This window comes from Pseudarthrobacter raffinosi, assembly GCF_023913835.1.
In the GTDB taxonomy this organism is placed as follows: domain Bacteria; phylum Actinomycetota; class Actinomycetes; order Actinomycetales; family Micrococcaceae; genus Arthrobacter; species Arthrobacter raffinosi.
In genome coordinates this window covers 19,758-45,953 of the sequence record NZ_JAMXBG010000003.1, presented here as the reverse complement: position 1 = coordinate 45,953, position 26,196 = coordinate 19,758, and the positions used below count along the sequence as shown (strand labels likewise).

Genomic DNA, 26,196 nt, shown 5'->3' with positions numbered 1-26,196 from the left:
ACATTTGTTCTAGCGAGTCTCGACAATATTCGTTGATAAGTGCTAAAAATGAAGAAGCAAAGTTCGAACATGTGTTCTACTCGTTGCTTGCGGATTCGAATATTCGAATCTATGGACGGCTCAGGCCGGTACCGGCAAGTGGACGCGGAGGGCGCGCCGGGCAGCACAGTATGGTCCAGGAGGGCTCATTTCATGTCAGCTTTATCTGCTTCGCAGGACTCGCGTCCGCAGTTCATTTCCGTGCAGGACCTCACCTCGCGGCAGTGGTCCGCACCCGTTTCGACGTCGGGTTCGGCGCCAAGGCAGCGCAGGGAACCGTTGCCGCCGCTGCGCCTGACCCGCAGGGGCCGGATTGTCCTCATCGGCATCCCGCTGGTGATTCTTGCCGCAATCCTGCTTTCCCTGGCAGGTTTCCTCAACGCCCCGGCAAAGGCCGCCGATTTTGCCGCCGACCTGTCGCTAACGCCAACAGTCTCGGTCACGGTGCAGGCCGGCCAGTCACTCTGGGCCATCGCCAGTACCGTTGCGCCCGAGCGTGATCCCCGTGATGTCATCGCGGATATTGCCCAGTTGAACAACCTTTCCGCCGGCGGCGTTGTCCCCGGACAGCAACTCTTCGTCCCCACCAGGTAAAGAGCCTGCGGGCTCGGGCGTGTGCCGCCGCAGGCCGTCACATTTTCCGGCCGTCTGCTTCGGACCTAAACTGTTCAGGTGAATGACCAGCTAGAGCGTCTGAACAGACTTCCCCTCCGGACCAACCTCCGCGGACTGACCCCGTACGGTGCCCCGCAGTTGGATGTACCTATCCTGCTGAACGTCAACGAAAACACCCATGGCGTCCCGGCGGACGTCCGGGCCGCGATCAGCGTGGCCGTGACGGAAGCCGCGGCGGGCCTCAACCGCTACCCGGACCGTGAGTTCACCGAACTCCGGGAAGCGCTGGCCGAATATCTCGGCCACGGTCTTGATGCCACCAACATCTGGGCGGCCAACGGGTCCAACGAGGTCCTCCAGCAGATTCTCCAGGCTTTCGGCGGACCCGGGCGGACGGCCCTGGGATTCCCGCCCACGTACTCCATGTATCCGCTCCTGGCCAGCGGCACGGACACCGGGTACATCGTCGGGCAGCGGGCCGACGATTACGGGCTCAGCGCCGAATCGGCCGCGTTGCAGGTCAAAGAGCTTCAGCCCAACATCGTTTTCCTCTGCTCGCCGAACAACCCGACCGGTACGGGCCTGGGCCTGGACGTGGTGGAGGCCGTGTACGCGGCCGGCGAGGCCAGCCAGACCATCGTGATCGTTGACGAGGCGTACCACGAGTTCGCCCACGACGGAACGCCCAGCGCCCTTACGTTGCTGCCCGGCCGGGAGCGACTCATCGTGTCCCGCACCATGAGCAAGGCGTTCGCCCTCGCGGGCGCCCGCCTGGGCTACATGGCCGCCGCTCCTGAAGTCACGGACGCACTACGCCTGGTCCGGCTGCCGTACCACCTTTCGGCCATCACCCAGGCAACAGCCCTCGCCGCCCTGAAGCACCGCACTGCGCTGATGGCCGACGTCGAGGACATCAAGGAGCAGCGCGACCGCATCGTCTCGGAACTGACCCGACTGGGACTCAAACCTGCCGCCTCCGATTCAAACTATGTCTTCTTCGGCGGCCTCGACAGCCCGCATGACGTCTGGCAGCGGCTGCTGGATGACGGCGTGCTGATCCGCGACGTCGGCATCCCCGGCCACCTGCGTGTCACGGCGGGAACTGAGACGGAGACCACAGCCTTCCTGACGTCGCTGGAACGCATCCTGGCCAGCCAGGCCGGGCTGCCCGCCTAAACTTGAAGTATCGGCGCCGCCGCGCGCCGGCACATCTCCTTCGCTTTCGCACCACTGACTTCGCCTAAAGGACATATGACCATGAGCTTCACCGGATCGAACGCTGCCGCGCCCCGGACCGCACGCATGGAGCGTGCCACCAGTGAATCGTCAGTGCTCGTGGAGATTAACCTCGACGGCACAGGCGTTTCGGACATCGACACGTCTGTCCCGTTCTACGACCACATGCTGACGGCGCTCTGCAAGCACTCGCTCATTGACATGACGGTCAAAGCCACCGGCGACACCCACATTGACGTCCACCACACGGTGGAGGACGTCGCCATCACGTTCGGTGAAGTTCTGCGCACTGCCTTGGGAAACAAGGCCGGGATCCGCAGGTTCGGCGAGGCCACCGTGCCCCTCGACGAAGCCCTGGCGCACGCCGTCGTCGACGTCTCCGGCCGCCCCTACCTGGTGCACGGCGGAGAGCCTGCCGGGCAGGAGTACCACTTGATCGGCGGCCACTTCACGGGGTCATTGACCCGCCACGTCTTTGAGGCCATCACGCTTCATGCCGGCATCTGCCTCCACATGAACGTCATCGCGGGCCGCGACCCGCACCACATTGTGGAAGCGCAGTTCAAGGCCTTCGCCCGCGCCCTGCGTGCTGCGGTAGAGCCCGATCCCCGCGTGGAGGGAATCCCCTCCACCAAGGGTGCCCTGTGAGCGGCCGAATTCTCCGGGACGGCGCCGTCATCGATCCGGCAACCGGCAAGAAGCCTGTGTCGCCCGAAGGCAAGCCGACGGTCACTGTCCTGGATTACGGTTCGGGAAACGTCCGGTCCGCCGTGCGCGCCCTGGAGCGGGCAGGAGCCGAGGTCATCCTCAGCTCCAAGCCGGAGGACGTGCTTAATGCCGACGGCCTGGTGGTACCCGGCGTCGGCGCGTTCGAGACTGTAATGCGCGAGCTCAAGGCCGTGGACGGCATCCGGCTGATCGGCCGGCGCGTGGCCGGGGGCAGGCCGGTCCTGGCAATCTGCGTGGGCCTGCAGGTTCTGTTCGAGGCCGGGGTGGAGCACGGGACAGAAGCTGAAGGCATGGGGGAGTGGCCGGGCAAGGTGGAACTCCTTCCCGCTGAGGTGGTGCCACACATGGGCTGGAACACGGTTGACGTTCCGGAAGGATCCAAACTCTTCGCCGGCGTCGCGGACCAGCGCTTCTACTTCGTTCACTCCTATGGTGTCCAGGACTGGAACTTCGACGTGATCCAGCCGCGGATGACTGCGCCCCTGGTGACCTGGTCAGAGCATGGCGCGCGCTTTATTGCCGCAGTGGAGAACGGACCGCTCTGCGCTACCCAGTTCCACCCGGAAAAATCCGGCGACGCAGGTGCACGGCTGCTGCGCAACTGGGTGGACGGCCTTCGCAAGCCAGCTGCCACGGACGCCGCCTAGATGTGGTCGATTGTCCTGATGGGCCTGGCCGGCCTATTGGTGGGCGGCGCACTGTCCTTCAGGCAGCAGCACAAACCGCTCTGGACCCAGGTGGGCTTCTACGTCCTGGCCGGCATGGCGCTGCTGGCCGCGTACCTGCTGACGCTTCCTGGAACCTAGCCCACGCAACCCCCAGTTCCGCTTCCACGAGCAACCCAACACCCAAAAGGATTTGAGATGACCACCGCAACCGATCTGCCGGTTCTTGAACTGCTGCCCGCCGTCGACGTCGTAAACGGACAGGCCGTGCGGCTGGTCCAAGGCGAAGCCGGCAGCGAGACGAACTACGGCACACCGCTGGAGGCAGCCCTCAACTGGCAGGAGCAGGGCGCCGAATGGGTACACCTGGTGGACCTCGACGCCGCGTTCGGCCGGGGCTCGAACGCCGGGCTGCTCCGTGAATTGGTGGGCCGGCTTGACATCAAGGTGGAGCTGTCCGGCGGACTCAGGGACGACGAATCCCTCGAAGCGGCGCTGGCCCTCGGCGTTGCCCGCGTCAACCTCGGCACAGCGGCGCTGGAAAACCCCGAGTGGACCCGCAGTGCCATCGACCGCTTTGGCGACAGGATCGCCGTCGGCCTCGACGTCCGCGGAACCACGCTGGCAGGCCGCGGCTGGACCAAAGAAGGCGGCGACCTCTGGGAGGTCCTGGGCCGGCTCGAAGAAGCCGGGTGCTCCCGGTACGTTGTCACTGACGTTACGAAAGACGGCACACTGCAGGGTCCCAACGTTGAACTCCTGCGCCAGATGGTGGAGAAGACCGGCAAACCGGTGGTCGCCTCCGGCGGCATCTCCAGCCTGGACGACTTGAAAGTGCTGCGCTCCCTGGTGCCGCTGGGCGTGGAAGGCGCGATCGTGGGCAAGGCGCTGTACGCCGGTGCCTTCACGCTCCCCGAAGCCCTCGACGTCGCCGGCCGCCGCTAGGCGGTTCCGTGGACAGCACGCACAACGCCGATCCGGCAGCGGAATCGCCGCCGCCGCGCCATCTGCCCGGACACATTGCGGCGGCTTTGGCGGGCGCGGGCGGCCGTACTGACTCGGCCGGCCGGCCGTGGGAAGGCCGGAGCCTCGCCGGGGACGAAGGCAGGATCCATAACTTCGAGGACGACGACGGCACGGCCGACGCAGGCTACCTCGCCGCCGTCGCGGCTCTGGTTGACGGCAACGGCGACGAAGCGGCTGTGGTGGCCTCGCTGGCCACCGCCCGAGTCTTTATCCCGATCATCGCCCAGCTCGGCGAGGAAGCGGCCGGCGTCGACGGCCTGACGTCGGACAAACAGGCGGACATGGCGCTGGTCACCCTGAAGGCCGCCGACGGCCGGACGGCCATGCCGGCGTTCAGCTCGGCGAATGCCTTGGCTGCCTGGCACCCCGAAGCCCGGCCGGTGGCGGTATACGCCGCCAGGGCTGCCCTCTCAGCCGTGGCCGAGGGGGCCGAGCTGCTGGTGCTCGATCCGGGCTCGGAGGTCACGTTCGTGGTCCGGCGGCCCGCCGTCTGGGCGCTGGCCCAACAACGGGAGTGGATCCCTTCCTACACAGACGCGGCGTTGGCAGCCGAGATGGCTGAGGCAACGGCCGCCTTCCCTGCGGTGCGCAAGCTTGCCCTCCTCCCGGGTTCCGGCGTCGCCGTCCTCACCGGTACCGGTGCCACGCTCACCGGGGGCGGTGCCGGGCCGGAACTTCAGGTGCTGCTCCACCTTGAGGATGGGTTGGACGCTTTGGCAGTACAGGACCTGGTGTCCGGCCTCCAGCAGGCATGGTCCCGGAATGTATTGTTTGGAGAGCGTGTTGACTCGATCGAAATCAAGTTGCGGCGCGCGGCACAATAGCTGACGGTTGGCGCGGAGATCCCGGGCTGCCGCGGGCAGACCCAAAGGATTTTCCGTGAACTTCGCTCTTTACCGGGAGCTGCTGGCCCACCGGCCCATCCGGCGGCTGCTGCTGGTCGGCATGATCGCCCGCATCCCCCACTCCGCGGCAGGCCTGCTGCTGACCCTGCATATCGTCCTGACCCTGGACCAGGGGTACGCAGCAGCCGGCGCCGCAGCGGCTGTTATGACCATCGGCATTGCCGTTGGCGCACCATGGCGCGGCAGGCGCGTGGACACTGTTGGCCTGCGCCGGGCGCTGATTCCGTCAGTGGTGTCAGAGGCCCTCATCTGGTCCATGGTGCCGCACGTGTCCTACCAGTGGCTGCTTCCGCTGGTGTTCGTCGGCGGCCTGCTGACGTTGCCGATCTTCAGTGTGATCCGCCAGTCCCTGGGCGTCCTCGCGGACGGCGATCAGCGGCGGACCGCTTTTGCGCTGGACTCGATCGCCACGGAGATGGTGTTTATGATCGGGCCTGCCGCCGGAGCCGTTGTGGCCACCAGCGGCTTCACCGCTCTGGGACTCACCGTGGTGGGCGTTTCCACGTCACTGGCCGGATTGTTCCTGATGTGGTTCAACCCGCCCACCCGAAGTGCCACGCAGACTGAGGAGTGCCAGGCAGACCAGCGCCACGCCGCGGAAGTGGCTGTGGTTTCCGCCGCACCAGCACACCTCCAGGAAGCAGCGGCAGACCTCGTCCCGGCCGGGGCAGAACGCATCCGCAGAGGGTCGGCGGGGCTGCGCGGCAAGGTGGCCCACAACTTCGCCTGGCTCACGGCCACTGTAGCGGCCGTATTCGCCGTGGCGGCTGGAACCGGCATGGTGCTCAGCGGCACGGACGTTGGCATTGTTGCTGCCCTGGAAACAGGCGGGCACCAGGGCGAACTCGGCATTGTGTTCCTCTTTTGGTGCGCCGCATCGGTGGCCGGCGGACTGGTCTACGGGGCCATGCACCGTCCAGTTTCGCCGATCCTCCTGCTGCTGGGGATGGCGGCCCTGACTATCCCGATGGGCTTCGCCCAGGACACCTGGACGCTGGCCTTCGTCTCGATCCTTCCGGGCCTGTTGTGCGCCCCTGTCCTGTCGGCCGCCTCCGAACATGTGGCAGACCTGGTGGCGGAGGACCGCCGCGGCGAGGCGATGGGCTGGTACGGCTCTGCGCTGACTGCCGGTGTGGCGCTCGGGGCGCCCCTTGCCGGGATTTTCATCGACGGGATGGGACCATCCGGCGGCTTTGTCTCCGTGGGCGTGGCCGGCGTTCTGCTCTGCCTGGTGGGACTGCTGCTCCAGGCCCACCGACGCCGGAGCGCCGCCGTCTGACGCCGGCCTCCAGAGTTTTTTGTCCAGATATTCCGCCTTTCCAGGTGCGGAAGTCCCGTTATCTGGACAAAAACTTAGGTGAAACACGACGGCGGCGGACGGTCCGTGTGGACCGTCCGCCGCCGTCGTCGTACTTTGTGAAGTTTGCTGGCTGGTTCTAGTTGACGGCGCCGGTGTACTTCTCGCCCGGGCCCTTGCCCGGGGCATCCGGGATGATGGACTCCTCGCGGAACGCGAGCTGCAGGGAACGCAGGCCATCGCGCAACGGGCCGGCGTGCTGGGATCCGATTTCGGGGGCCGCTGAGGTCACGAGTCCGGCAAGGGCGGTGATGAGCTTGCGGGCCTCGTCCAGGTCCTTGAGTTCCTCTGCATTGTCCTCGGCGGCGAGGCCCAGCTTGACCGCTGCCGCGCTCATCAGGTGCACGGCGGCGGTGGTGATGACCTCGATGGCCGGCACCTCCGAGATATCGCGGATTTGCTGGGTCACGTCAGCCTTGGCGGCCGGGGCCTCGAAAACGTGTGAATTACTGTCTGGGGTGCTCATACTGGTAAGCTTGTCACAGACCGACTGGATGTCGTTATTTCGCTGTGGAAGGTCCCACCAACGCTTAGCTGCGTTAGGCGGGATTTGTTCTGTAGAATGACATGCAGTTTGCAAGCGGAGTACTCTCCCACCCGCGTCAGCCGTTTTCCCCGCCGGAAGTAATTCCTGAGGAAGCAAGGTTGCCGGGTACCGGTCGGACAGTTCCATCCGGCATTGAGCCTGGGGAAGTGCGCACTGCCTCTGCTGAGGTCGGTGCATCCGATCATCGAGGCCTTCGATTGCTCCGGCAATTGGGGGCCTTCTCTATTTGCCGGTGAATACCACATCAATCACAGGAGCTTTAACATTAGCGAGCCAAGAATCAATGAGCGTATCCGCGTCCCCGAGGTGCGGTTGGTCGGTCCTGCAGGTGAACAGGTAGGAATCGTCCGTATTGACGATGCCCTGCGTTTGGCTGCCGAGTCCGATCTTGATCTCGTTGAAGTTGCACCGCAGGCCAAGCCTCCGGTGTGCAAGCTGATGGACTTCGGCAAGTACAAGTACGAGGCCGCCGTCAAGGCACGTGAAGCACGGAAGAACCAGACCAACACTGTTCTGAAGGAAATCCGCTTCCGCCTCAAGATTGACACCCACGACTACGAGACCAAGCGCGGCCATGCACTGCGCTTCCTCGGTGCCGGTGACAAGGTCAAGGCCATGATCCAGTTCCGCGGCCGTGAGCAGCAGCGTCCGGAGATGGGCATCCGCCTGCTCCAGCGCTTCGCTGACGATGTCGCCGAAGTGGGCGTTGTGGAGTCCAGCCCCCGTATCGATGGCCGCAACATGGTCATGGTCGTGGGCCCGCTGAAGAACAAGGCCGAAGCCAAGGCCGAGGCACGCCGCGCATCGCAGCGTGCAGAGGCCAAGGCGCAGAACGAAGCGAAAGCTACGGGTGGCGGCCGCATCGACGTGTCCGGCGACGACCAGGCGCCGCTCACGCAGTCGCTGGCTGACCTTCTTCCGGAAGGTTTCGCCATCACCACGGAGCCGGAAACCGAAGCTCCGGCGGCACAGTCTGAAGCTCCTGAGGCGCCTGCTGAAGCCGCTCCGGAAGCCGAGGCCCCTGTCAAGGAAGCGCCAGCGAAGGAAGCTCCCGTCAAGGAAGCCGCCGCGAAGGAAGCTCCTGCAAAGGAAACCGCCGCCAAGGCAGCACCCGTGAAGGAAGCCGCCGTCCAGGAGGCGCCCAAGCAGGCTGCCCCGAGGGCCGCTGCTCCCAAGCGTGAGGCTCCCAAGGCAGCCCCGGCACCCGTCAAGGCTCCTGTCGCTGCCAAGCCCGCCGAAGCTGCGGCTCCGGCAGCTCCGAGGCCGCCGGTGCCGATGCCTAAGCCGATCGCCCGGCCGGCAGCGCCGAAGCCTGCTGCAAGGCCTGCCCCCAAGGCAGCTCCGAAGCCGGCTGGCAAGAAGACTACCTAGTTCAAAGCTGCGGGAGGTTATCCTCCTGCAGTACGCAACCAGCATGCCGCCTGCAGGGGCGGCGGCTCGAAAGAACTGCAGACAATGTCTGTGGACACGTAAGGAGATCGGTTCCCATGCCGAAGATGAAGACCCACAGTGGTGCTAAGAAGCGCTTCAAGCTGACCGGCAGCGGCAAGCTGCGCCGCCAGCAGGCCAACCGCCGCCACTACCTTGAGCACAAGTCCTCCAGGCTGACTCGTCGCCTCGCCGGCGACAAGATTGTCTTCAAGGGTGACGCTAAGGTCATCCGGAAGATGCTCGGCATCTAAGTTCCAAGTTCTCTGACTGATGCCACCTGGCAGCAGTCAACTACCAAAAAGGCTTCTCAGGCCAGCCGGTTGTTCCGGCAGTAGATGCTTGGGATCAGAATTTTCGAAGGAGTACGCACGTGGCACGTGTGAAGAGGGCGGTCAACGCCCACAAGAAGCGCCGGGTTATCCTTGAACGCGCAAAGGGCTACCGTGGACAGCGTTCACGCCTGTACCGCAAGGCTAAAGAGCAGCTGCTGCACTCGTTTGTGTACAGCTACGGCGACCGCAAGAAGAAGAAGGGCGACTTCCGCCGCCTGTGGATCCAGCGCATCAATGCTGCATCCCGCGCCAACGGCCTGACTTACAACCGTCTGATCCAGGGCCTGAAGGCCGCTGAGGTCGAGGTTGACCGCCGTATGCTTGCTGAGCTGGCCGTTTCGGATGCGAACGCATTCGCCGCGCTGGTGAAGATCGCCAAGGATTCCCTGCCTGCCGACACGTCCGCTCCGGCCGTCGAAGCCGCAGCCCCCAAGGCACCCAAGGCCAAGGCTGCAAAGCCTGCCGCTGACGTGGCTGCCAAGTAGCACCCACGCCAGTTCGAGGACTGGTGGCTGAAGCCACTAAGGTTCTTGTATGAACGAAACCGGGCGCCCGCAAGACTTTCCACTCTCCAACCCCCGAGCTGATCGGGTGAGGAAGGTGGCACAGCTTGCCGGGCGCCCGGCCCGTTCAAAGCGCAGCGAGTTTCTGGCGGAGGGTCCCCAAGCTGTCCGTGAGGCCCTCACTCTGCACCAGAAAAGGATTGCAGCGGGCGAGCCCGGCGCCGTCTATGAGGTGTACGCGAGCGAGGCCTGCCTCGACCGGCACCCGGACCTGGAGGCTCTCGCGGAGGGCATTGACGCATACCTCACTACCGACGAAGTGCTGGCCGCGATGGCGGACACGGTTACCCCGCAGGGCATTCTCGCGGTCTGCGGTTTCCTGGACGTGAGCCTTGAGCAGGTCCTCGACGCCGGCCCTCGGCTGCTTGCAGTGCTGTGTCAGGTCCGGGACCCGGGCAACGCCGGCACTGTACTCCGGGCTGCTGACGCGGCCGGGGCGGACGCCGTCATCCTGACCTCGTCCAGCGTTGACATCTATAACCCCAAGGCCGTCCGTTCCACCGCCGGTTCCCTGTTCCATCTGCCCGTGGTCCTGGGTGCCGATATCGCGGAAGTGGCAGCCGCCTGCCGTGCGCGGGGAATTGGCATACTGGCCGCCGACGGTGACGGTGACGTCAACCTGGATACGCTCCAGGACGAAAACGCCGCCCGCCGGATCGCAGGCCCTGGCGTCGAATCGCTGTTCGCCCTGGAGGGTCCCACAGCGTGGCTGTTCGGAAACGAAGCGCAGGGGCTCGCCGAAGATGAACTGGCCTTGGCCGATCACCGGGTGGCCGTGCCCGTATACGGCGCAGCCGAAAGCTTGAACCTCGGCACGGCGGCAACGGTGTGCCTCTACGCGAGTGCCAGGTCCCAGAAAGCGTGACTGAACACGTGACTTAAAAGGCAGGGCCCCGGAAGTTCTCCGGGGCCCTTGCTGTATGAATCAGGTGAGGTAGGGGTATCAGGGCGCCCGTGTGCTCTTGCTGCGTCCTGTGATGGCGCCGTAGACGCCGGCAACTACCAGGCCGCCTACGATGGCCAGGATCCAGGTACCCAGATCAAAGAAGGCAAGGTCACCCTTGCCGAACAGGAGGCTGCCAATCCAGCCGCCTACAATCGCGCCGACAACGCCGAGCACGAGACTCGTCACCCAGCCGCCGCCGACTTTGCCCGGCATAACGGCTTTCACGATGGCCCCTACGATGAGGCCGAGAATAATCCAAGCAAGAAAACCCATGTCTCCTCCTTCATATTCGTCGGGACTAAACGTCCCGATTAGTGTTCAAGCTAACATACGGCCCCTCCGATGTCAGCAGGCTTAGTGGATGTCAGAAGTGCGTCTTCTGCACCCGAAAAGGTACGGTATTCGTGGGCGGAGCCGACTGCGGCGCCGCGAATATCCCTGCTTGTTCTTGAAACCTGTGAAGAGGAGAAGCCTCCGTGGCTGCAAATGGCGGTGCCAAGGCGATCGTCGCGGCCCTAGCCGCAAACCTGACCATCGCCGTCCTGAAATTCGTGGCCTTTTTTCTGACGGCTTCCTCGTCGATGCTGGCCGAAGCCATCCACTCGATTGCCGACTCCGGCAATCAACTGCTGCTCCTGATCGGCGGCAAGCGCGCCAGAAAGGCAGCCAGCCCGAAGCACCCGTTCGGGTATGGCCGTGAACGCTACATTTACGCCTTTATCGTCTCGATCGTGCTCTTCAGCGTGGGTGGGCTTTTTGCACTGTTCGAAGCGTGGGAGAAGCTGCAGCACCCGCACGCCATCGAAGGGGACTTCTGGTGGGTTCCTTTGGCGGTGCTGATCGGCGCCATTGTTGCTGAGTCTTTCTCGTTCAGGACGGCCATCATCGAATCCAACCACGTCCGCGGCAAGCAGGGCTGGGTGAGCTTTGTGCGCACGGCCAAGCAGCCGGAACTGCCGGTCATCCTGCTGGAAGACCTCGGGGCGCTTCTTGGCCTTGTGTTCGCGCTCGTGGGTGTGAGCATGACCCTCGTCACCGGCAACGGGATCTGGGACGCCGCGGGTACCGGCATGATCGGCCTGCTGCTCGTGGCCATCGCTGTGGTGCTGGCTATCGAAACCAAGTCCTTGCTGCTGGGCGAGTCCGCCACCCGGGATGACGTGGCCCGCATCAGTGAGGCCATCGAGGCCGGGGGACACAACCGGATCATCCACCTCAAGACCCTTCACCTCGGACCGGAGGAGCTGCTGGTGGCCGCCAAGATCTCCGTGGGTGCCGCAGAAACCGGCCGGGACATCGCCGCCGCGATTGATGGTGCGGAGTCCCGAATCCGCACCGCCGTTCCGATGGCCCGGGTGATCTACCTCGAACCGGATCTGCACCGCGAGGACAGTCGCACGGACGGGGTCTCAGGCGCCGGTCAGGTTCCCGGTGCAGGCCAGATAGCCGCGGAGGCCGGGGCTCAGGACCCGCAGGCCTGACGTTCCTTCCTCAGCGCACCGAATGCTTCGGTGAAGCCGCTGCCCGCCCGTTCCCAGAATCAGGCGGCCAGCGGCTTTTTGCGTTCCAGGACGCCGCTGGTCACCGCGATGCCAAAGCCCAGGACTGCCAACACGGCGCCCACGAGCGCGGGTGCCACGAAGCCCCAGCCCCAGGCGATCACTAGGCCGCCCAGGAAGGCGCCCAGGGCATTGGCAACGTTGAGCGCGGCGTGGTTGAGCGAAGAAGCCAGGGAGGGGGCGTCCGGCGACGCATCCAACAAACGCGTCTGCAGGGCCGGGATCAGCATGGAGCCGGACGCTCCAACCACAAAGACCATCACCAGGGCTGACCAGGGCCAGTGCACAGCCACCGCGTAAACCACCAGTGCGACGGCGATCCCGGGCAGGACCCAGTACAGCGTCCCCATCACTGACTTGTCGGCCAGCCTGCCGCCGACGACTGTTCCGGCCACCATGCCCAGTCCGTAGAGTGCCACCACAATGGGCAACAGCGATCCCGGAATACCGGCCACCAGGGTCATGGTGTGCGCAATGTAGGTGTAGGTCGCGAAGAAGCCACCAAAACCCACGATGCCGATCAGGATGGCCAGCCACACCTGGAGCCGCTTGAGCGCACCGAGTTCGCGGCGGATGCTCGCGTCAGGATGGGGGGCCTGGTATGGGACATAGCGCCACAGCAGCACCAGTGTCAGCAAGCCAATGCCTCCTACGAGGAGGAACAGCAGCCGCCAGCCGAAGGTCTGGCCCACCCAGGTGGCCGCGGGCACGCCGATAACGTTCGAAACGGAGAGGCCCGCCATCACCATGGAGATGGCCCAACCCCGACGCGTGGGGGAAACCAGAGAGGCGGCGATCACAGCCGCGACCCCGAAGAATGCGCCGTGCGGCAGCCCGGCCGCAAACCGGGAAACCAGCATGCTCCCGTAATCGGGAGCAACATAGGACGTCAGGTTGGCCAGCGTGAAGAACAACATGAGGCCCAGTGCGAGGTATTTGCGTGGCAGTTTGGCACCGACTGCGGCGAGCAGCGGCGCGCCCACCACAACTCCGAGGGCGTAGGCGGAAATGAGGTGTCCGGCCTCCGGGGTGCTGATGCCGAGTCCTTGTTCCACCTCTTTCAGCAGGCCCATCATGGTGAACTCCGTGACACCGATTCCGACGCCGCCCATTGCCAGTGCGAAAATCGCTGCGCCAACGTGTGGAGACTTCGCCTTGGATGCGGTGGAGGTTTGGACGACGCTACTCATGGGCCTGCTTTTCAAAGGGGATGCTGGGGGAGGGTCCGCAAACCATTCTCCCTCATAGACTGGGGCGGTGAGTGGACTGATACAGGTAGTTGGCGGAGCAATAGTGGACTCGTTGGCGAACCCTGCCCGCATACTGGTGGCCAGGCGGACTGCTCCCGAGCAGTTCGCTGGGCTCTGGGAATTTCCCGGCGGGAAAGTGGACGCCGGTGAGGAATGCGAGGCCGCATTGCACCGGGAACTGAGTGAGGAGCTCGGCGTGCGTGTCCGGCTGGGGCTCGAGCTCCCGGCAGCGGCGGCCACCGGATGGCGGCTGAACGACCGGGCAAGCATGCGGGTCTGGCTGGCCGAAATTATCCAGGGCGAGCCGCAACCCCTCGAGGACCACGACGCATTACGCTGGGTCGCGCTGACGGACCACCGGGAAGTGCTGGACCTGCCCTGGATCCCGGCCGATTTCCCCATTGTCGAAGCCCTCCTGCACTCACTCAGCGCGCAGCAGCCAGACACGCACGCGCGTTGAAATCCTGACGTCAGAACAGGGTAGGTTGACGGAGCGCTGTTGCTTCGTCGGCGTTCCGAAAGTCAGCGCCTGTTGTCCCGGGGACAGGCAGGATTCCTTCCGGATACTGGGCTTCCTCGCCTCGGGGATCGTCTGCCAGATCGCGGTGGCTGAAGCCGTGGCCGCTGGTGAAGCCATGCCGGTGCTTGAAATAGCGCACCTTTGCGGCGAGCCAGGTGCGGTATTCCTTCGACGCGTAGGACCCTGTGTCATAGAGGCGCCGGTAGCGGCCAGCCAGTTCCGGATGGTTCTTGGCAATCCACTGCATGAACCACTCGCGTGTTCCCGGCTTCAGGTAGAGGGCGCCGGCGGTGACGCCCGTGGCACCGGCCGCGGCCAACGAAGCGAACAGGGAATCAAGGGCTTCGTCACTGTCGGACAGCCACGGCAGGATAGGCATCGCCATAACACCGCAGGGGAGCCCGGCATCGCGTAAGCGGGAGACCAGCTTCAGCCGCGCCCGAGGCCCTGGCGTGCCTGGTTCCACGGCTTCCGAGAGTGCCTCATCCGTCATGGCCAGGGAAATGCCCACCCCTACCGGCACCTGGGCGGCAGCACGCTTCAGGAGCGGCATGTCCCGGGCGAGCAGCGTCCCCTTGGTAAGGATGGACAACGGCGTACCTGAGTCAGCCAGCGCCGTGATGATTCCCGGCATCAGCTGGTAGCGGCCCTCGGCCCGCTGGTAGGGGTCCGTGTTGGTGCCAAGCGCCACCTGGTGACGGCCCCAGGACGGTTTGGCCAGCTCCTTCCGGAGGACCTCGGCCGCATTGACCTTGACCACCACCTGGCTGTCGAAATCCAGTCCGGCGTCAAAGTCGAGATACGTGTGGCTCTTGCGCGCAAAACAGTAAACACAGGCATGGCTGCAGCCGCGGTACGGGTTCACGGTCCACTCAAACGGCATCCGCGACCCGGCCACCACCTTATTGAGCACCGATTTGGCGGTGACCTCATGAAAGGTGATGCCGGCGAATTCGGGGGTGGTCACAGAACGGACCAACCCGGCAAGGGGAAGCAGGGCAGGTGATGGGCCACTTCCGAGGTCATCGGCGGGCCGGGGCATCAGCGCTTGTTCATCCCATCTCATGCCTTCCATTCGAATATATGTTCGAACTTAAGTCAAGGACCGGGCGCCGCGGAAGTCCGCGCGCCGGGCTCACCGGCGGCAGGGCTCACGTCAGGCTGGTCGCGCCGGACTCACCGCCCGCCGGACTCACTGCCCGCCGGGGGCTCCGCCCCGTGGCTTCGGCCGGTGGCTTCCGCTTGCGTCGGCCCCCGGGAAACCGTCAGTCCAACAATTCCCACACCACGGTGACGCTGGCGTTAATGCCCGCGTGGCCCGCCTCCACGCTGATGGCTTCGCTGGCGGCGGCGCGCTGGATCCGGGCCACCGGAACCGGCCCGGGCGCATCCGGGTGCTCGGCAACGGACATCACCGCGCCAAGCCGCGCGGACGCCAGGGATGCAAACTGTTCGGCTTTGACTGAGGCATCCTGCCATGCAGCGTCCCGGGCGAGGGCGGCGACGGCTGACTCATCCGAGAAGCCAAGTTCCAGTCCGTTCAGGCGCACGTCATCGCCGCCGGCGTCTACTGCGGCGGCAATAACGGCGGATGCCGCGCTGACCTGCCGCAGGCGCACGGTGAGCATGCTGGAGGTCACGTACCCGGTCACCTGCTGGCCCCCGCTGTCGCGCCAGACGAACTCCGGCCGGACGTTCAGTCCGGAGGTCCGGATGTCCGTGTCAGCCAGGCCGTGCCGGCGGAGCGCACCGGATACAGCTGCGGACGCTGTTCCTGCATCCGCATAGGCGGCGCCCACGCTGTCCCGCCGACACTCGACGCCCACAGAAATCGTCAGTAAGTCAGGTGGCGCCTCCGCCGTCCCCGTTCCGGTCACGATAATGGTCCTGTTGCTTGTCGTGGTGTTGGGTTCGCCCGTCATTGTCAGACCTCGATTCCGACGGCGCCATGGGGCGCCGGCTTTGGTGTCCGGATGTCAACATAACCGCCGGCTGCCAGGCCGGCCTGCCGTTCGAAGAAATTCGCCGACGCCGGATTGCCCGTCCGGAGCTGCGACCAGCCGGCGGCCAGGAAATACAGCGGAAGGAAGGGCAACCCCAGGCAGTAGGCGTACTGGCTGCAGTGCTTTTCCTCATGCCCCAGGAGCGCCGGATTGGACGTCAGTTCTTCAGCCCGGATCCGGTAGATGACCACGTTGCCCAGGGTGAAGGCCCCCGCATACGGAATGCGCCACCGGTAGCCGGACGCCATGACCAGCCCGCGGGGGCCTTTGCTGACGGCGGTTCCCGCAGCCGCGGCAACGGCCAGGCCCAGCAGGGTAGTGCCGTTGGCCAGGTTGGCGAGCTGTCGTACGCGCTGCCCCGGCGTCAACAGCTGCGCGGCTGACGGGCCCTGCCCTTGTGTCATGAGGCCATGGTAACCGGAGCCTTCACTTAGACTGGAGGATAGTGGCCGCCAGTTTTTGACCGGTGTGCCCTGACCTGGTCATCGAGTGCATTCAGCAAGCATGGATTCACGGAATGACCTGCCAGTGACGGATGCGCTGCCGGGTAACCGCGCGCGGCTGCACCCCTCACCGGCAGCCCCGACTCGTAGCTAAGAACAGTAGATGACTGAAACTTTGCCGGGCGCCGCCATCCCGAACCCTACGGATGAAGCCGCCATCACTGCCGCTGTAGACCAGGCCATCGCCGCCATTGCCGGCGCAGGCACCCTTGACGAACTCAAGGCGGTGAGGCTGGCGCACACCGGTGAGAAGTCACCGCTCAGCCTGGCCAACCGGGAGATCGGCGGACTGCCGAAAGACCAGAAAGCCGTAGCCGGCAAACTCATGGGTTCCTCACGGGGCCGGGTCAACAAGGCGCTCGCGGACCGCACCGCCGAGCTGGAAGCACAAAACGACGCCCGGATCCTGCTGGAAGAGACGGTGGACGTCACTGCCGCACCCCGCCGTCGTCGGGCAGGAGCGCGTCACCCGCTCTCCACGCTGCAGGACCGCGTGGCGGACATCTTTGTGGGCATGGGCTGGGAAATCGCCGAAGGCCCCGAGGTGGAATCCGAATGGTTCAACTTCGACGCCCTGAACTTCAAGCCGGACCACCCCGCCCGCGAAATGCAGGACACGTTTTTCGTGGAGCCGCCGGAGGCCCACCTGGTGATGCGTACGCACACCTCCCCGGTGCAGGTCCGGTCCATGCTGGAACGCGAGTTGCCCATCTACGTCCTCTGCCCCGGCAAGGTGTTCCGCACCGATGAACTGGACGCGACGCACACCCCGGTCTTCCACCAGTTCGAGGGCCTGGCCATCGACAAGAACTTGAGCATGGCCGACCTCCTGGGCACCCTGGAGCACTTCACCCGGCAGTTGTTCGGCGACGAAGCGTCCGTCCGGCTGCGCCCGAACTATTTCCCCTTCACCGAACCCTCCGCGGAACTCGACATCTGGCACCCGGGCGCCAAGGGCGGCCCGCGCTGGATCGAATGGGGCGGCTGCGGCATGATCAACCCCAACGTCCTCCGCGCCGCGGGCATCGACCCGGATATCTACTCCGGTTTCGCATTTGGCATGGGTATCGAGCGCGCGCTCATGTTCCGCAATGACGTCGGCGACATGCGCGACATGATCGAAGGCGACGTACGTTTCAGCGAGCACTTCGGGATGGAGATCTAACAGTGCGTATCCCACTTTCCTGGCTGCGTGAATTCGCAGCAGTACCGGCCGGAGCAACGGCCGAAGACGTGATGGCCGAACTGGTCAAGGTCGGTTTTGAAGAAGAGGACGTCCACCGTCCCACGGACGCCTTGCAGGGTCCGGTTGTGGTGGGCCAGGTCCTGAGCATCGTCAAGGAACCCCAGACCAACGGCAAAACCATCAACTGGTGCCAGGTCCGGGTTGTCCCCGAAGGCCAGGAACAGACCCTGACCGGCGACAGCATCGACCCGTCCGGGGTGCAGGGGATCATCTGCGGCGCCCACAACTTCGTGGAGGGCGACAAGGTAGTAGTCACGCTGCCCGGCGCGGTCCTGCCCGGCGACTTCCACATCTCCGCGCGGAAGACCTACGGCCACCTGTCCGCCGGCATGATCGCCTCCGTGCGTGAGCTTGGCATCGGCGAGGACCACGACGGCATCCTGGTCCTGTCCCGCATCGGGCTTGATCCGGAAATCGGCACGGACGCCATGGAACTGCTCGGCCTTTATGACCAGGCAGCCGAGATCAACGTGACCCCGGACCGCGGCTACGCGTTCTCCATCCGTGGTGTGGCCCGTGAATACGCCCACGCCACCGGCACGGGATTCACGGACCCCGCTACCAAGGTCCAGGCTCCGGCGGAGCTTTCCGGCGGCTACGGCGTGAAGCTCAACGACGACGCTCCCATCTATGGCAAGCCCGGCTGCGACCGTTTCGTGGCCCGCACCGTCCGCGGCGTCGACGCCACCAAACCGACGCCCCCGTGGATGACCTCAAGGCTCCGGCTTGCCGGGATCCGCTCCATCTCCCTGCCCGTGGACATCTCCAACTACGTGATGCTCGAGCTTGGCCAGCCCACGCACTGCTATGACCTGGACAAGCTGTCCGGCGACATCGTGGTCCGCCGCGCCGTGGCGGGGGAGAAGATCACCACCCTGGACGACAAGGAGCGCGCGCTCGATATCGAGGACCTCCTCATCACCGACGGTTCCGGCGCGATCGGCATTGCCGGCGTGATGGGCGGTGCAGCCACCGAGGTGAGCGATTCGACGTCGAACGTCCTGGTGGAAGCTGCGCACTTCGACGAGGTGTCCATTGGCCGTTCCCGCCGCCGGCACAAGCTGCCGTCCGAGGCGTCCAAGCGCTTCGAGCGCGGCGTCGACTGGCACGTGGCGGACATCGCTGCCCAGCGTGTTGTTGACCTCCTGGTGGACCTCGCCGGCGGGGTTGCCGACCAGGCGGGGACCGACGTCGGGACCGCGCCGGACGCCGTGACCATCGCGCTGCCGGCAGCCTTCGCTTCCCAGCGGATCGGCATCGATTTCACCGAGGAACAGATCACCACTTCGCTGGTGGACCTCGGCGCCGTGGTGGAAAAGAACGACGGCGGCTGGACCGTTACCGCCCCCAGCTGGCGCAACGACCTGGAAACCAAGGAAGACCTCACCGAGGAAATCGCAAGGCTGGTGGGCTACGACAACATCCCCGCCACCCTTCCGGTGGCCCCTCCGGGACGTGGCCTGACCCGCGTGCAGCAGCAGCGCCGTCGGCTCATCCAGTCACTGGCCGACGCCGGTCTGACCGAAGTCCTGGCCTACCCGTTCGTCTCCAAGGCGGCCAACGACACGTTCGGCGTCGCCGAGCAGGGGGCGGCCCGGAGCGCGGTCAAGCTGGCGAACCCGATCAGCGAGGAACACGGCTTCCTGCGCACGTCCATCCTCCCCGGGCTGATCGAGGTGGCCAAGCGGAACTACTCCCGCGGGTTCCGCGACCTGGCGCTCTTCGAGTCGGGCCTCGTTTTCCTGCCGGGCGGGACCGTGGGTACGCCGTCCATCCCGCCGCTGGGCGTCAAGCCTTCCGACGAGGTACTGGATGCACTGTACGACGGCGTTCCGGACCAGCCGCTGCACGTCGCCGCTGTCCTCACGGGCCACGATTCACCCGCTGCCGCCGGCCACACGCCGCGCTTGTGGGACTGGTCAGACGCGCTTGACATTGCCCGGCTCGCCGGGGATGTCCTGGGTGTGGAGGTTGTGGTCAGCCAGGGTGCGCACCAGGCGTTCCACCCGGGCCGTGCCGCGCAGCTCTCGCTGCGGACCGGCGAAGTAGTGGGTTACGCCGGCGAGCTGCACCCGAAGCTCCTGGCCGCGCACGACATGCCTGCCCGTTCGGTGGCGCTGGAGTTCAACGCGGATGCCCTGTTCGAGGCAGCTGCGGATGTGATTGTGGCCCGCCACATCTCCACGTTCCCGGTGGCCACCCAGGACGTTGCCCTGGTGGTGCCGCAGGAGATTCCCGCGGACCAGGTCCTCGAAGCGCTCCGCGAAGGCGCCGGCGAGCTGCTGGAGGACGTGGCGCTGTTCGACGTCTACGCCGGCAAGGGTATTGAAGAAGGCAAGAAATCGCTCGCCTTCGGCCTGCGTTTCCGGGCAACGGACCGGACGCTGACGGCCGATGAGGCCTCGGCTGCGCGCGAAAGCGCGGTTGCCCTGGCTGCAGAGCGCTTCGGCGCCGTCCAGCGCTAAACGCGGATCCGGATGGCAGGGCTGGTGGGGGCGGGGCCGGTGGCGCCAGTGCCGGTCCTGCGTTCCTGCCCTCCCGGCGTATCCGAAGGGCAGGACCCGACGGCGGGCCACCAGTCAGTAGTGCTGGGGCCCGCCGAGCTGGCCCGAGCAGCTGCCCTGGCACCCGGCCCGCGGGCCGTTTTTGTCGCTGGCCGGCGTGCCCTGCGAAGGTTCGCAGCAGAACTGCTGGACGTCCCGGCGTCGGACCTCACCACTCACTTCAGCTGCCCCCGGTGCGGCTCCGGCCCCGAGCTATCGCACGGCAGGCCGGGTTATACGCTCAGGGGAGAGCCGGTGCCGCTCGCGCTGAGCCTGTCCCGGAGTTCCGGATGGATCCTGTTGGGCGCCGTGGTGGATCCACCGGCCGGAGTCACGATGGGCCTGGACCTGGGGGACCCGTCCGGCATGGCCTTTGAGGGGTTCGACGGCGTGGCGCTCACCACCGCGGAGCGCGCGGCCCTAACCGGGCTGGCCGGGCCTTTGCTGCTGCAGGAGCGGGCAAGGCTCTGGGCGCGTAAGGAAGCCTGGCTCAAGATGACGGGCGACGGTCTCGCCACGGCGCCGGACACGCTCGACGTTTTGTCGCGCCCGGAAATCCGGGACCTGGCCGCCGGCGAGGCGGGCCTCCCGCTCAACTTTCGCGCCGCCGTCGCGGTTTCGCGCACCGGCAGCTAGCGACGTTGTTGTCAGCGCACTTGCCCGTCACCGCACTTGCTGGTCAGCGCACCGGCAGCGGCGGAAGGGCGGCCTCGAGCAGCCACGGGTGCAGCAGCGCCTCGGTGTCCAGTCCGGTTGCCCGGTCCGCGGCGAGAATAAAGGCCGCCGTGGAAACTGAACCGTGACGGTGGGCATCTGTCCAGTCGTGCAGCAACGCAAAGAATGCCAGGTCGCCGCACCGGACCCGCAGGGCATGCAGGGCCAAGGCTCCCCGCTTGTAGACGCGGTCATCAAACATTAGCTCGGGCCCGGGGTCGCCCACGATAATGTCCTGGCTGCCGGCGGCCAGTTTCCGCCAGGCTGCGGCGGCCCGGTCCGCGACAGGGAGGACGCCCGCCTCCTCCGACCAGATCCACTCCGCATAGCAGGCGAAGCCCTCGTGGAGCCAGATGTCCGACCATGATGCGGCAGTGAGGGAGTTCCCGAACCACTGGTGCGCGAGCTCGTGGGCGATGAGCCGCTGGGATTCCCACTCCTGCGTCAGGTGGTTCCGGCCCAGAATGGAGAGCGTCTGCGCTTCAAGCGGTATTTCCAGCTCGTCTTCGGTCACCACCACGGAGTATTCCGGGAAAGGGTAGGGGCCGAAACAGCTGGCAAAGGTGCGCATCATCTCAGGCTGCCTGGCCAGGCCTTCGCGGGCCGTGTCGACCAGCAGCGCCGGGACGGCGGCGAACTGCGGAACCTGCCCGTCCACGGGGAAGGGAGTCAGGGCGAGGAACTCATAGCGGCCGATCTGGACCGTGGCCAGGTAGGTGGCCATGGGCTCGGCCTGTTCGTAGACCCAGGTCTCGCGGCTGGCCCTGCTGGTGTGGGAGATCAGGGTGCCGTTACACACGGCCCGGTAATTGGCGTCGGTGGTCACACTGATCCGGTAGCTGGCCTTGTCACCGGGGTGGTCGTTGCACGGGAACCAGGAGGCGGCGCCGTTCGGCTGGCCGGCCACAAGGACGCCGTCGGTGAGTTCCTCCCAGCCCACCTCGCCCCAGAACCCGCGCCGGGGACCGGGGTTGCCTTCGTAGCGGATGTCGAGGGTAAATTCCTCGCCCGCGGGCAGCGCGGCCTCGGGCACAATGACCAACTGCCCGGCGCGCTGGCTGAACTTTTTTACCCGGCGCCCGCTGAGCTGGATCTTCGTGGCCCGGAGCCCGATCAGGTCCAGTACGAGGGCCGCCGTCGCGTACTGGGTGACGGCGGTCAGGACCGCGCGCCCGTTCAGGCGGTTACTGCTGAGCTTGTAGTCAAGGTCCAGTTCGTAGCGGCTGACCTTGTACGCGTTTGTGCCATGGCCGGGCATATAGGGGTCGGGCGAAGATGCGCCGTGCTCCGAGGTGCGTGCAGGGCCGTTACTGGCGGCCGTGGGGCTCGGTGCGGGGGAACTCATAAGACGGTCTTTCCGATCAGCGTAGGGCGGCAGGACAGCTGGTACTGCGGGGCTAGCGTGGTTTGGGAGCGGACGCTGCGGGACCGCTCCAGGGGCTCACCGGGTTGCCCATCCAATAGGTCGCGGCGGGAACGGATTCGCCCCGCATCACCAGCGAGGCCGGTCCTACAGTTCCACCGCTGCCGATGCTCGCCTGCGGCAGGATGACGCCGTGGGGGCCCATGGTTGCTCCGTCTTCGAGGGTAACAGTGTCCAGGCTCATGACCCGGTCATGGAACAGGTGGGTTTGGACCACACAGCCACGGTTGACGGTGGAGTTCCGCCCGAGGGTGACCAGGTCCGCTTCGGGAAGCCAGTAGCTTTCGCACCACGTGCCGCGGCCGATCCGGGCGCCGAGCGCCCGGAGCCACCAGACCAGGGCCGGGGTCCCGGTGGCTGCCCGCGCGAACCAGGGGGCGCTGACCATTTCGATAAACGTATCGACCACCTCGTTGCGCCAAATGAAGGAGCTCCAGAGCGGGTGCTCGCCGGCACGGATCCGGCCCACGAGGACCCACTTGGCGACGACGGCGCTGCCGGCGGCAACCGCGCCCGCCAGCAGCATCACGACGCCGCCCAGGGCTGCGGCAATCCCGTAGTTGTAGGCGGCGGCCAGCCAGTCAAAAGCAAGCATCACGCCGGCGGCGATCGCCACCGTTACCACCACGGGGATGAAGCGGCCCAGTTCCCAGAGGCAGCGGGCAAACTTGAGCCGCAGCGGCGGCTGGTACGTGCGGGTGTCGTCCGAGGCGATGGCGGTGCGCCGGAGCCGCACAGGCGGGCTGCCCAACCAGGAGGTCCCGGACTTGGCTTTGGCCGGTGTGGCCGACAGGACGGCGACGAGTGAGTTCTTGGGGACATTCCTGCCGGCAGCGGTCATGCCCGAGTTGCCCAGGAAGGAGCGCTTGCCGATCTTCGCGGGCGCAATCCGCAGCCACCCGCCGTCGAGCTCGTAGGAGGCCACCATGGTGTCGTCGGCCAGGAAGGCGCCCTCGCCCACGGTGGTCATCTTGGGGATGAGCAGGACCGTGGAGGCTTCGACGTTCTTGCCGATCTTGGCGCCCAGCAGGCGCAGCCAGACCGGAGTGAAGAGACTGGCATAAACGGGGAAGAGCAGGTCGCGGGCCAGGTCCAGCACACGTTCCGTGGCCCAGACCTGCCAGCCGATCCGGCTGCGGACGCGGTAGTAGCCCTCCGCCAGGCCGGTGCCGAGCATCCGGGTGGTGACCAAAATCAGCAGGAGGTTGACGACGAACCACACGAGGGCCGCGGGTGCGAGGGCCTGCAGGAGTTGCGGGACGGCTGCGGAGAGCGATTCGCTGCCTTGGATAAAGGCAAAGACCACCAGTGCCGCGGCGGCGGCGGAGACGTAAGGGATCAGGGCCAGCACGGCTGAAGCCATGGCGAATCCGGCGAACCAGAGCCGGCCAATCAGCCGATGTTCGGCAGGAGTGTCCGGCAGCGAGTGCTTGGCCTTGCCCCGGCGCTCGGCGGGGGAGCCGGCCACGTGGTGGCCGGCCTTTACTTTGCCGAGGACGGCCGAGCCGGGCTCCACCTGGGCTCCGGCGCCGATGGAAGCGCCGGGCATCAGCGTGCTGCGCGCCCCGACGCTGGCTCCTGCCCCGATATGGACGGCCCCGATGTGGACGATGTCCCCGTCGATCCACCAACCGGAAAGATCCACTTCAGGCTCGACGTTGGAGCCGCTGCCGAGGGAAAGCATCCCGGTGACAGGCGGCAGTGAGTGCAGTTGGACGTTGTTGCCGATCTTGGCGCCCAACGCCCGGGCGTAGTACGGCACCCATGGTGCGCTGGCGAGGCTGATGGCCCCGGCGAGGTCCTGGATCTGTTCGGCCAGCCAGAGGCGCACGTGCACCCGTCCGGAGCGCGGGTACGTTCCCGGCCCCACCTTCCGGAGCAGCATCCGGGCCGCGGCCACGGAAATCAGCATACGGCCGGCCGGGGAGACGAAGACGAGCCAGGAGGCGGCCACCCACCACCAGGAAACTGTGGGGGCAGCGCTGAAGCCGGCCAATGCGGCCAGCACGTTGTTAGCCGCCATGAGGTAGGTCAGCCAGCGCATCCCCACCAGGATGTGCAAGGGAATGCCCATCAGCGTCTGGAAGACCTGGGACTTAAACGCGGTGGGGCGTACAGTCCGGGACGGCGCCGGCCCGGTGGCCACTCCGTCGGGAAGGGTCTGGCGGGCCGCATCAATCAGAGCACCGATCCTGGGTGTGGCATAAATGTCGGCGACCGTGATGGTCGGGTACCGGACCCTGAGGGCGGAGACCAGCTGGGCAGCGGACAGGGAGCCGCCGCCATAGGCGAAAAAGTCGGCGTCGAGGCTTGTTACGGTGCTGCCAAGGACTGCAGTCCACTGTTCGGCCACCCAGGAGGCATCTTCGGGGAGGTTCAAGGGGGCAGCGTCGGCCTCCGCCGCACCGGTCCCGCTCAGCGGCCAGGGCAGGGCGTGGCGGTCCACCTTGCCGCTGGTCTTGGTGGGCAGGGAGTCGACGACGGTCAGCAGCGGAATGAGGGGCGCGGGGAGGCTCTCTGCCAGGAGCTCGCGGGCGGCCGCCAGATCCAGGTCAGCGTCCGCGGCGGCCAGGTAGCCCACCAGGATCTGGTTGCCCGCAGCGGTTGTCCGTACTGCCGCGGCAGCTCCGGCAACGTGCGGGAGGGCCTGCAGGGCGGCGTCAATTTCGCCCAGTTCGATCCGGCGGCCACCGAGCTTGACCTGTTCGTCGGCGCGGCCCATAAAGATCAGTCCGGCGGCTTCGTAGCGGACCAGGTCGCCTGAACGGTAGGCGCGATCCCAGCCGAAGGACGGCATGGGCGCGTACTTCTCCCGGTCCTTGTCCGGGTCAAGGTAACGGGCCAGTCCGACGCCGCCGATGATCAGTTCGCCGATCTCCCCTTCGCCGACGGGCAGTCCTTCAGCATCCACCACGGCCAGGTCCCAGCCGTCCAGGGGCAGTCCGATCCGGACTGGACCGGGGCCACCCAGGGGAGCCGCGCAGGCCACTACCGTGGCCTCCGTGGGGCCGTAGGTGTTCCAGACTTCACGGCCCGGGATGGCAAGCCGCTCGGCCAGCTCGGGCGGGCAGGCCTCGCCGCCGAAAATCAGGAGCCGGACGCTCTCCAAGGACTCGGCCGGCCAGAGGGCAGCCAACGTAGGAACGGTGGACACTGCGGTGATGCCGTGGCTGATGAGCCACGGGCCGAGGTCCGTTCCGGTCCTGACCAGGGCCCGCGGTGCGGGCACCAGGCAGGCGCCGTGACGCCAGGCAAGCCACATTTCCTCACACGAGGCATCAAAGGCGACCGAAAGCCCCGCCAGTACCCTGTCCTGCGGGCCGAGGGGCTCCGCCTGCAGGAAGATCCGGGCTTCGGCGTCAACAAAGGCGGCGGCGGAGCGGTGCTGGACCGCGACGCCCTTGGGCGTGCCGGTGGAACCGGAGGTAAAGATCACCCACGCGTCATCGCCGGGCTCGGCGGAACGGCCTTCGGCATCACGATGCTCGGCTTCACCGCGTTCCGGGGAGTCAGGGACGGAGACCGCGGCCCCACCCGTGAGCACTGCGGCTACGCCAGCCTCACCCGCGAGCACTGCGGCTACGCCAGCCTCACCCGTGAGCACTGCGGCTACGCCAGCCTCACCCGTGAGCACTGCGGCTACGCCAGCCTCACCGAAAACGAGCCGGGCACGTTCCTCAGGGTCGTCAGCGTCCACAGGAACGTAGGCGGCACCGATGTGCAGGATAGCGAGAATCGAGATGTAGAGCTCGCTGGTCCCGGACGGAATGCGCACACCTATCCTGTCGCCGGCGCCCAGCCCGGCGGCCTGGAGCTCCCGTCCTTTGGCCCGGACCGCGGTCATCAGGTCGGCGTAGCTCAGCGAACGCCGGCCGTCGTCGAGCGCTGAGGCCTCCGGGAAACGTGCCGCCGAGTCCGCCAGGATGGCCATGAGGGTCCGCTCGGGCGGGGCCAGAGGAAAACCGGCCAGCTGGGGGCGGTAGGGATCCTCCGGCAGGGATGCTACGACGTTTGACTGATGCTCACTCACGGACGGATTCTGCC

24 protein-coding genes and 1 pseudogene are annotated in these 26,196 nt (G+C 66.2%); 17 read left to right on the top strand and 8 right to left on the bottom strand.

Going from position 1 to position 26,196, the window contains the following annotated elements; translation table 11 throughout:
• Positions 1–192: 192 nt before the first annotated feature.
• The 8 genes from NG697_RS03810 (at position 193) to NG697_RS03775 (ending at position 6,494) form a co-directional block, all read left to right on the top strand.
• Complete coding sequence (locus NG697_RS03810) at positions 193–633, top strand: LysM peptidoglycan-binding domain-containing protein (RefSeq protein WP_252613653.1); 441 nt, start codon at positions 193–195, stop codon at positions 631–633.
• Between the two features lie 78 nt (positions 634–711).
• Complete coding sequence (locus tag NG697_RS03805; RefSeq protein WP_252602087.1) at positions 712–1,830, top strand: histidinol-phosphate transaminase; 1,119 nt, start codon at positions 712–714, stop codon at positions 1,828–1,830.
• 81 nt (positions 1,831–1,911) lie between these two features.
• On the top strand, positions 1,912–2,538 hold the full coding sequence (hisB, locus tag NG697_RS03800; RefSeq protein ID WP_058932709.1) for an imidazoleglycerol-phosphate dehydratase HisB: 627 nt from the start codon (positions 1,912–1,914) through the stop codon (positions 2,536–2,538).
• Positions 2,535–3,266, top strand: coding sequence for an imidazole glycerol phosphate synthase subunit HisH (gene hisH, locus NG697_RS03795; RefSeq protein WP_252613652.1), 732 nt, complete (start codon positions 2,535–2,537; stop codon positions 3,264–3,266). Before hisB ends, hisH begins: the two co-directional genes overlap by 4 nt.
• On the top strand, positions 3,267–3,425 hold the full coding sequence (locus NG697_RS03790) for a CG2302 family histidine operon protein (RefSeq protein ID WP_167349814.1): 159 nt from the start codon (positions 3,267–3,269) through the stop codon (positions 3,423–3,425).
• A gap of 57 nt (positions 3,426–3,482) precedes the next feature.
• Positions 3,483–4,229: a bifunctional 1-(5-phosphoribosyl)-5-((5-phosphoribosylamino)methylideneamino)imidazole-4-carboxamide isomerase/phosphoribosylanthranilate isomerase PriA gene (gene priA, locus NG697_RS03785; protein ID WP_252611228.1), complete on the top strand. Its 747-nt coding sequence runs from the start codon at positions 3,483–3,485 to the stop codon at positions 4,227–4,229.
• Positions 4,230–4,237: 8 nt separating this feature from the next.
• Positions 4,238–5,134 carry an SseB family protein gene (locus tag NG697_RS03780; RefSeq protein ID WP_252564719.1) on the top strand — a complete coding sequence of 299 codons (897 nt, stop codon included), beginning with the start codon at positions 4,238–4,240 and terminating at the stop codon, positions 5,132–5,134.
• Positions 5,135–5,189: 55 nt separating this feature from the next.
• Positions 5,190–6,494 (top strand): MFS transporter, encoded by a 1,305-nt coding sequence (locus NG697_RS03775; protein ID WP_252613651.1) that lies wholly within the window; start codon positions 5,190–5,192, stop codon positions 6,492–6,494.
• A gap of 157 nt (positions 6,495–6,651) precedes the next feature.
• Here NG697_RS03775 and NG697_RS03770 read toward each other — a convergent pair whose 3' ends face one another.
• Positions 6,652–7,038: a DUF1844 domain-containing protein gene (locus NG697_RS03770; protein ID WP_056342948.1), complete on the bottom strand. Its 387-nt coding sequence runs from the start codon at positions 7,036–7,038 to the stop codon at positions 6,652–6,654.
• A gap of 252 nt (positions 7,039–7,290) precedes the next feature.
• Between NG697_RS03770 and infC the strand changes: the two are divergent.
• The 4 genes and pseudogenes from infC to NG697_RS03750 all read left to right on the top strand — a co-directional run.
• Positions 7,291–7,875, top strand: a pseudogene (gene infC / locus NG697_RS21320) (translation initiation factor IF-3); the annotation flags it as partial.
• Between the two features lie 731 nt (positions 7,876–8,606).
• Positions 8,607–8,801 carry a 50S ribosomal protein L35 gene (rpmI, locus tag NG697_RS03760; protein ID WP_009358635.1) on the top strand — a complete coding sequence of 65 codons (195 nt, stop codon included), beginning with the start codon at positions 8,607–8,609 and terminating at the stop codon, positions 8,799–8,801.
• 119 nt (positions 8,802–8,920) lie between these two features.
• Positions 8,921–9,367: a 50S ribosomal protein L20 gene (rplT, locus tag NG697_RS03755; protein WP_252611235.1), complete on the top strand. Its 447-nt coding sequence runs from the start codon at positions 8,921–8,923 to the stop codon at positions 9,365–9,367.
• A 49-nt stretch (positions 9,368–9,416) separates the two neighbouring features.
• Complete coding sequence (locus NG697_RS03750) at positions 9,417–10,310, top strand: TrmH family RNA methyltransferase (protein ID WP_252602073.1); 894 nt, start codon at positions 9,417–9,419, stop codon at positions 10,308–10,310.
• 78 nt (positions 10,311–10,388) lie between these two features.
• Here NG697_RS03750 and NG697_RS03745 read toward each other — a convergent pair whose 3' ends face one another.
• Positions 10,389–10,664 carry a GlsB/YeaQ/YmgE family stress response membrane protein gene (locus NG697_RS03745; protein WP_056342958.1) on the bottom strand — a complete coding sequence of 92 codons (276 nt, stop codon included), beginning with the start codon at positions 10,662–10,664 and terminating at the stop codon, positions 10,389–10,391.
• Between the two features lie 203 nt (positions 10,665–10,867).
• Between NG697_RS03745 and NG697_RS03740 the strand changes: the two genes are divergently transcribed.
• Complete coding sequence (locus tag NG697_RS03740) at positions 10,868–11,872, top strand: cation diffusion facilitator family transporter (protein ID WP_252611237.1); 1,005 nt, start codon at positions 10,868–10,870, stop codon at positions 11,870–11,872.
• A gap of 59 nt (positions 11,873–11,931) precedes the next feature.
• On the opposite strand, the gene NG697_RS03735 is transcribed toward NG697_RS03740, so the two are convergent.
• Positions 11,932–13,140 (bottom strand): MFS transporter, encoded by a 1,209-nt coding sequence (locus tag NG697_RS03735; protein ID WP_252602071.1) that lies wholly within the window; start codon positions 13,138–13,140, stop codon positions 11,932–11,934.
• Between the two features lie 67 nt (positions 13,141–13,207).
• On the opposite strand from NG697_RS03735, the gene NG697_RS03730 reads away from it, so the two are divergent.
• On the top strand, positions 13,208–13,660 hold the full coding sequence (locus NG697_RS03730) for a (deoxy)nucleoside triphosphate pyrophosphohydrolase (RefSeq protein ID WP_252611239.1): 453 nt from the start codon (positions 13,208–13,210) through the stop codon (positions 13,658–13,660).
• Between the two features lie 10 nt (positions 13,661–13,670).
• On the opposite strand, the gene NG697_RS03725 is transcribed toward NG697_RS03730, so the two are convergent.
• From NG697_RS03725 to NG697_RS03715, 3 genes are all read right to left on the bottom strand, one after another.
• A complete protein-coding gene (locus tag NG697_RS03725) occupies positions 13,671–14,786 on the bottom strand; it encodes an Rv2578c family radical SAM protein (protein WP_252602068.1) in 1,116 nt (371 codons plus the stop codon).
• A gap of 199 nt (positions 14,787–14,985) precedes the next feature.
• Positions 14,986–15,642, bottom strand: a complete 657-nt coding sequence (locus NG697_RS03720) for an SIMPL domain-containing protein (RefSeq protein ID WP_252611241.1) — start codon at positions 15,640–15,642, stop codon at positions 14,986–14,988.
• Between the two features lie 2 nt (positions 15,643–15,644).
• Positions 15,645–16,127 carry a hypothetical protein gene (locus tag NG697_RS03715; protein WP_252611242.1) on the bottom strand — a complete coding sequence of 161 codons (483 nt, stop codon included), beginning with the start codon at positions 16,125–16,127 and terminating at the stop codon, positions 15,645–15,647.
• Positions 16,128–16,329: 202 nt separating this feature from the next.
• On the opposite strand from NG697_RS03715, the gene pheS reads away from it, so the two are divergent.
• From pheS to NG697_RS03700, 3 genes are read left to right on the top strand one after another with little or no spacing between them, the layout of a single operon-like run.
• Complete coding sequence (gene pheS, locus NG697_RS03710; RefSeq protein WP_104063385.1) at positions 16,330–17,391, top strand: phenylalanine--tRNA ligase subunit alpha; 1,062 nt, start codon at positions 16,330–16,332, stop codon at positions 17,389–17,391.
• A 2-nt stretch (positions 17,392–17,393) separates the two neighbouring features.
• The gene (pheT, locus tag NG697_RS03705; protein ID WP_252613650.1) at positions 17,394–19,937 is read left to right on the top strand and encodes a phenylalanine--tRNA ligase subunit beta; all 2,544 of its coding nucleotides are present in this window, start codon (positions 17,394–17,396) and stop codon (positions 19,935–19,937) included.
• Positions 19,938–19,949: 12 nt separating this feature from the next.
• Positions 19,950–20,651: a 4'-phosphopantetheinyl transferase family protein gene (locus NG697_RS03700; protein WP_252602062.1), complete on the top strand. Its 702-nt coding sequence runs from the start codon at positions 19,950–19,952 to the stop codon at positions 20,649–20,651.
• Positions 20,652–20,694: 43 nt separating this feature from the next.
• On the opposite strand, the gene NG697_RS03695 is transcribed toward NG697_RS03700, so the two are convergent.
• Positions 20,695–22,074 (bottom strand): M1 family metallopeptidase, encoded by a 1,380-nt coding sequence (locus tag NG697_RS03695; RefSeq protein ID WP_252611246.1) that lies wholly within the window; start codon positions 22,072–22,074, stop codon positions 20,695–20,697.
• A 52-nt stretch (positions 22,075–22,126) separates the two neighbouring features.
• Positions 22,127–26,083: a Pls/PosA family non-ribosomal peptide synthetase gene (locus NG697_RS03690; protein ID WP_252613712.1), complete on the bottom strand. Its 3,957-nt coding sequence runs from the start codon at positions 26,081–26,083 to the stop codon at positions 22,127–22,129.
• Positions 26,084–26,196 lie beyond the last annotated feature (113 nt).

Coding starts and splice junctions, on each gene's coding strand:
- hisB (WP_058932709.1), top strand. CDS start 1,912: ATGAGCTTCACCGGATCGAACGCTGCCGCGCCCCGGACCGCACGCATG.
- NG697_RS03735 (WP_252602071.1), bottom strand. CDS start 13,140: ATGAGTAGCGTCGTCCAAACCTCCACCGCATCCAAGGCGAAGTCTCCA.
- priA (WP_252611228.1), top strand. CDS start 3,483: ATGACCACCGCAACCGATCTGCCGGTTCTTGAACTGCTGCCCGCCGTC.
- NG697_RS03695 (WP_252611246.1), bottom strand. CDS start 22,074: ATGAGTTCCCCCGCACCGAGCCCCACGGCCGCCAGTAACGGCCCTGCA.
- NG697_RS03700 (WP_252602062.1), top strand. CDS start 19,950: ATGGCAGGGCTGGTGGGGGCGGGGCCGGTGGCGCCAGTGCCGGTCCTG.
- NG697_RS03770 (WP_056342948.1), bottom strand. CDS start 7,038: ATGAGCACCCCAGACAGTAATTCACACGTTTTCGAGGCCCCGGCCGCC.
- NG697_RS03790 (WP_167349814.1), top strand. CDS start 3,267: ATGTGGTCGATTGTCCTGATGGGCCTGGCCGGCCTATTGGTGGGCGGC.
- rpmI (WP_009358635.1), top strand. CDS start 8,607: ATGCCGAAGATGAAGACCCACAGTGGTGCTAAGAAGCGCTTCAAGCTG.
- NG697_RS03690 (WP_252613712.1), bottom strand. CDS start 26,083: ATGGCCATCCTGGCGGACTCGGCGGCACGTTTCCCGGAGGCCTCAGCG.
- pheS (WP_104063385.1), top strand. CDS start 16,330: ATGACTGAAACTTTGCCGGGCGCCGCCATCCCGAACCCTACGGATGAA.
- NG697_RS03720 (WP_252611241.1), bottom strand. CDS start 15,642: ATGACGGGCGAACCCAACACCACGACAAGCAACAGGACCATTATCGTG.
- NG697_RS03750 (WP_252602073.1), top strand. CDS start 9,417: ATGAACGAAACCGGGCGCCCGCAAGACTTTCCACTCTCCAACCCCCGA.
- NG697_RS03745 (WP_056342958.1), bottom strand. CDS start 10,664: ATGGGTTTTCTTGCTTGGATTATTCTCGGCCTCATCGTAGGGGCCATC.
- NG697_RS03725 (WP_252602068.1), bottom strand. CDS start 14,786: ATGAGATGGGATGAACAAGCGCTGATGCCCCGGCCCGCCGATGACCTC.
- NG697_RS03810 (WP_252613653.1), top strand. CDS start 193: ATGTCAGCTTTATCTGCTTCGCAGGACTCGCGTCCGCAGTTCATTTCC.
- NG697_RS03715 (WP_252611242.1), bottom strand. CDS start 16,127: ATGACACAAGGGCAGGGCCCGTCAGCCGCGCAGCTGTTGACGCCGGGG.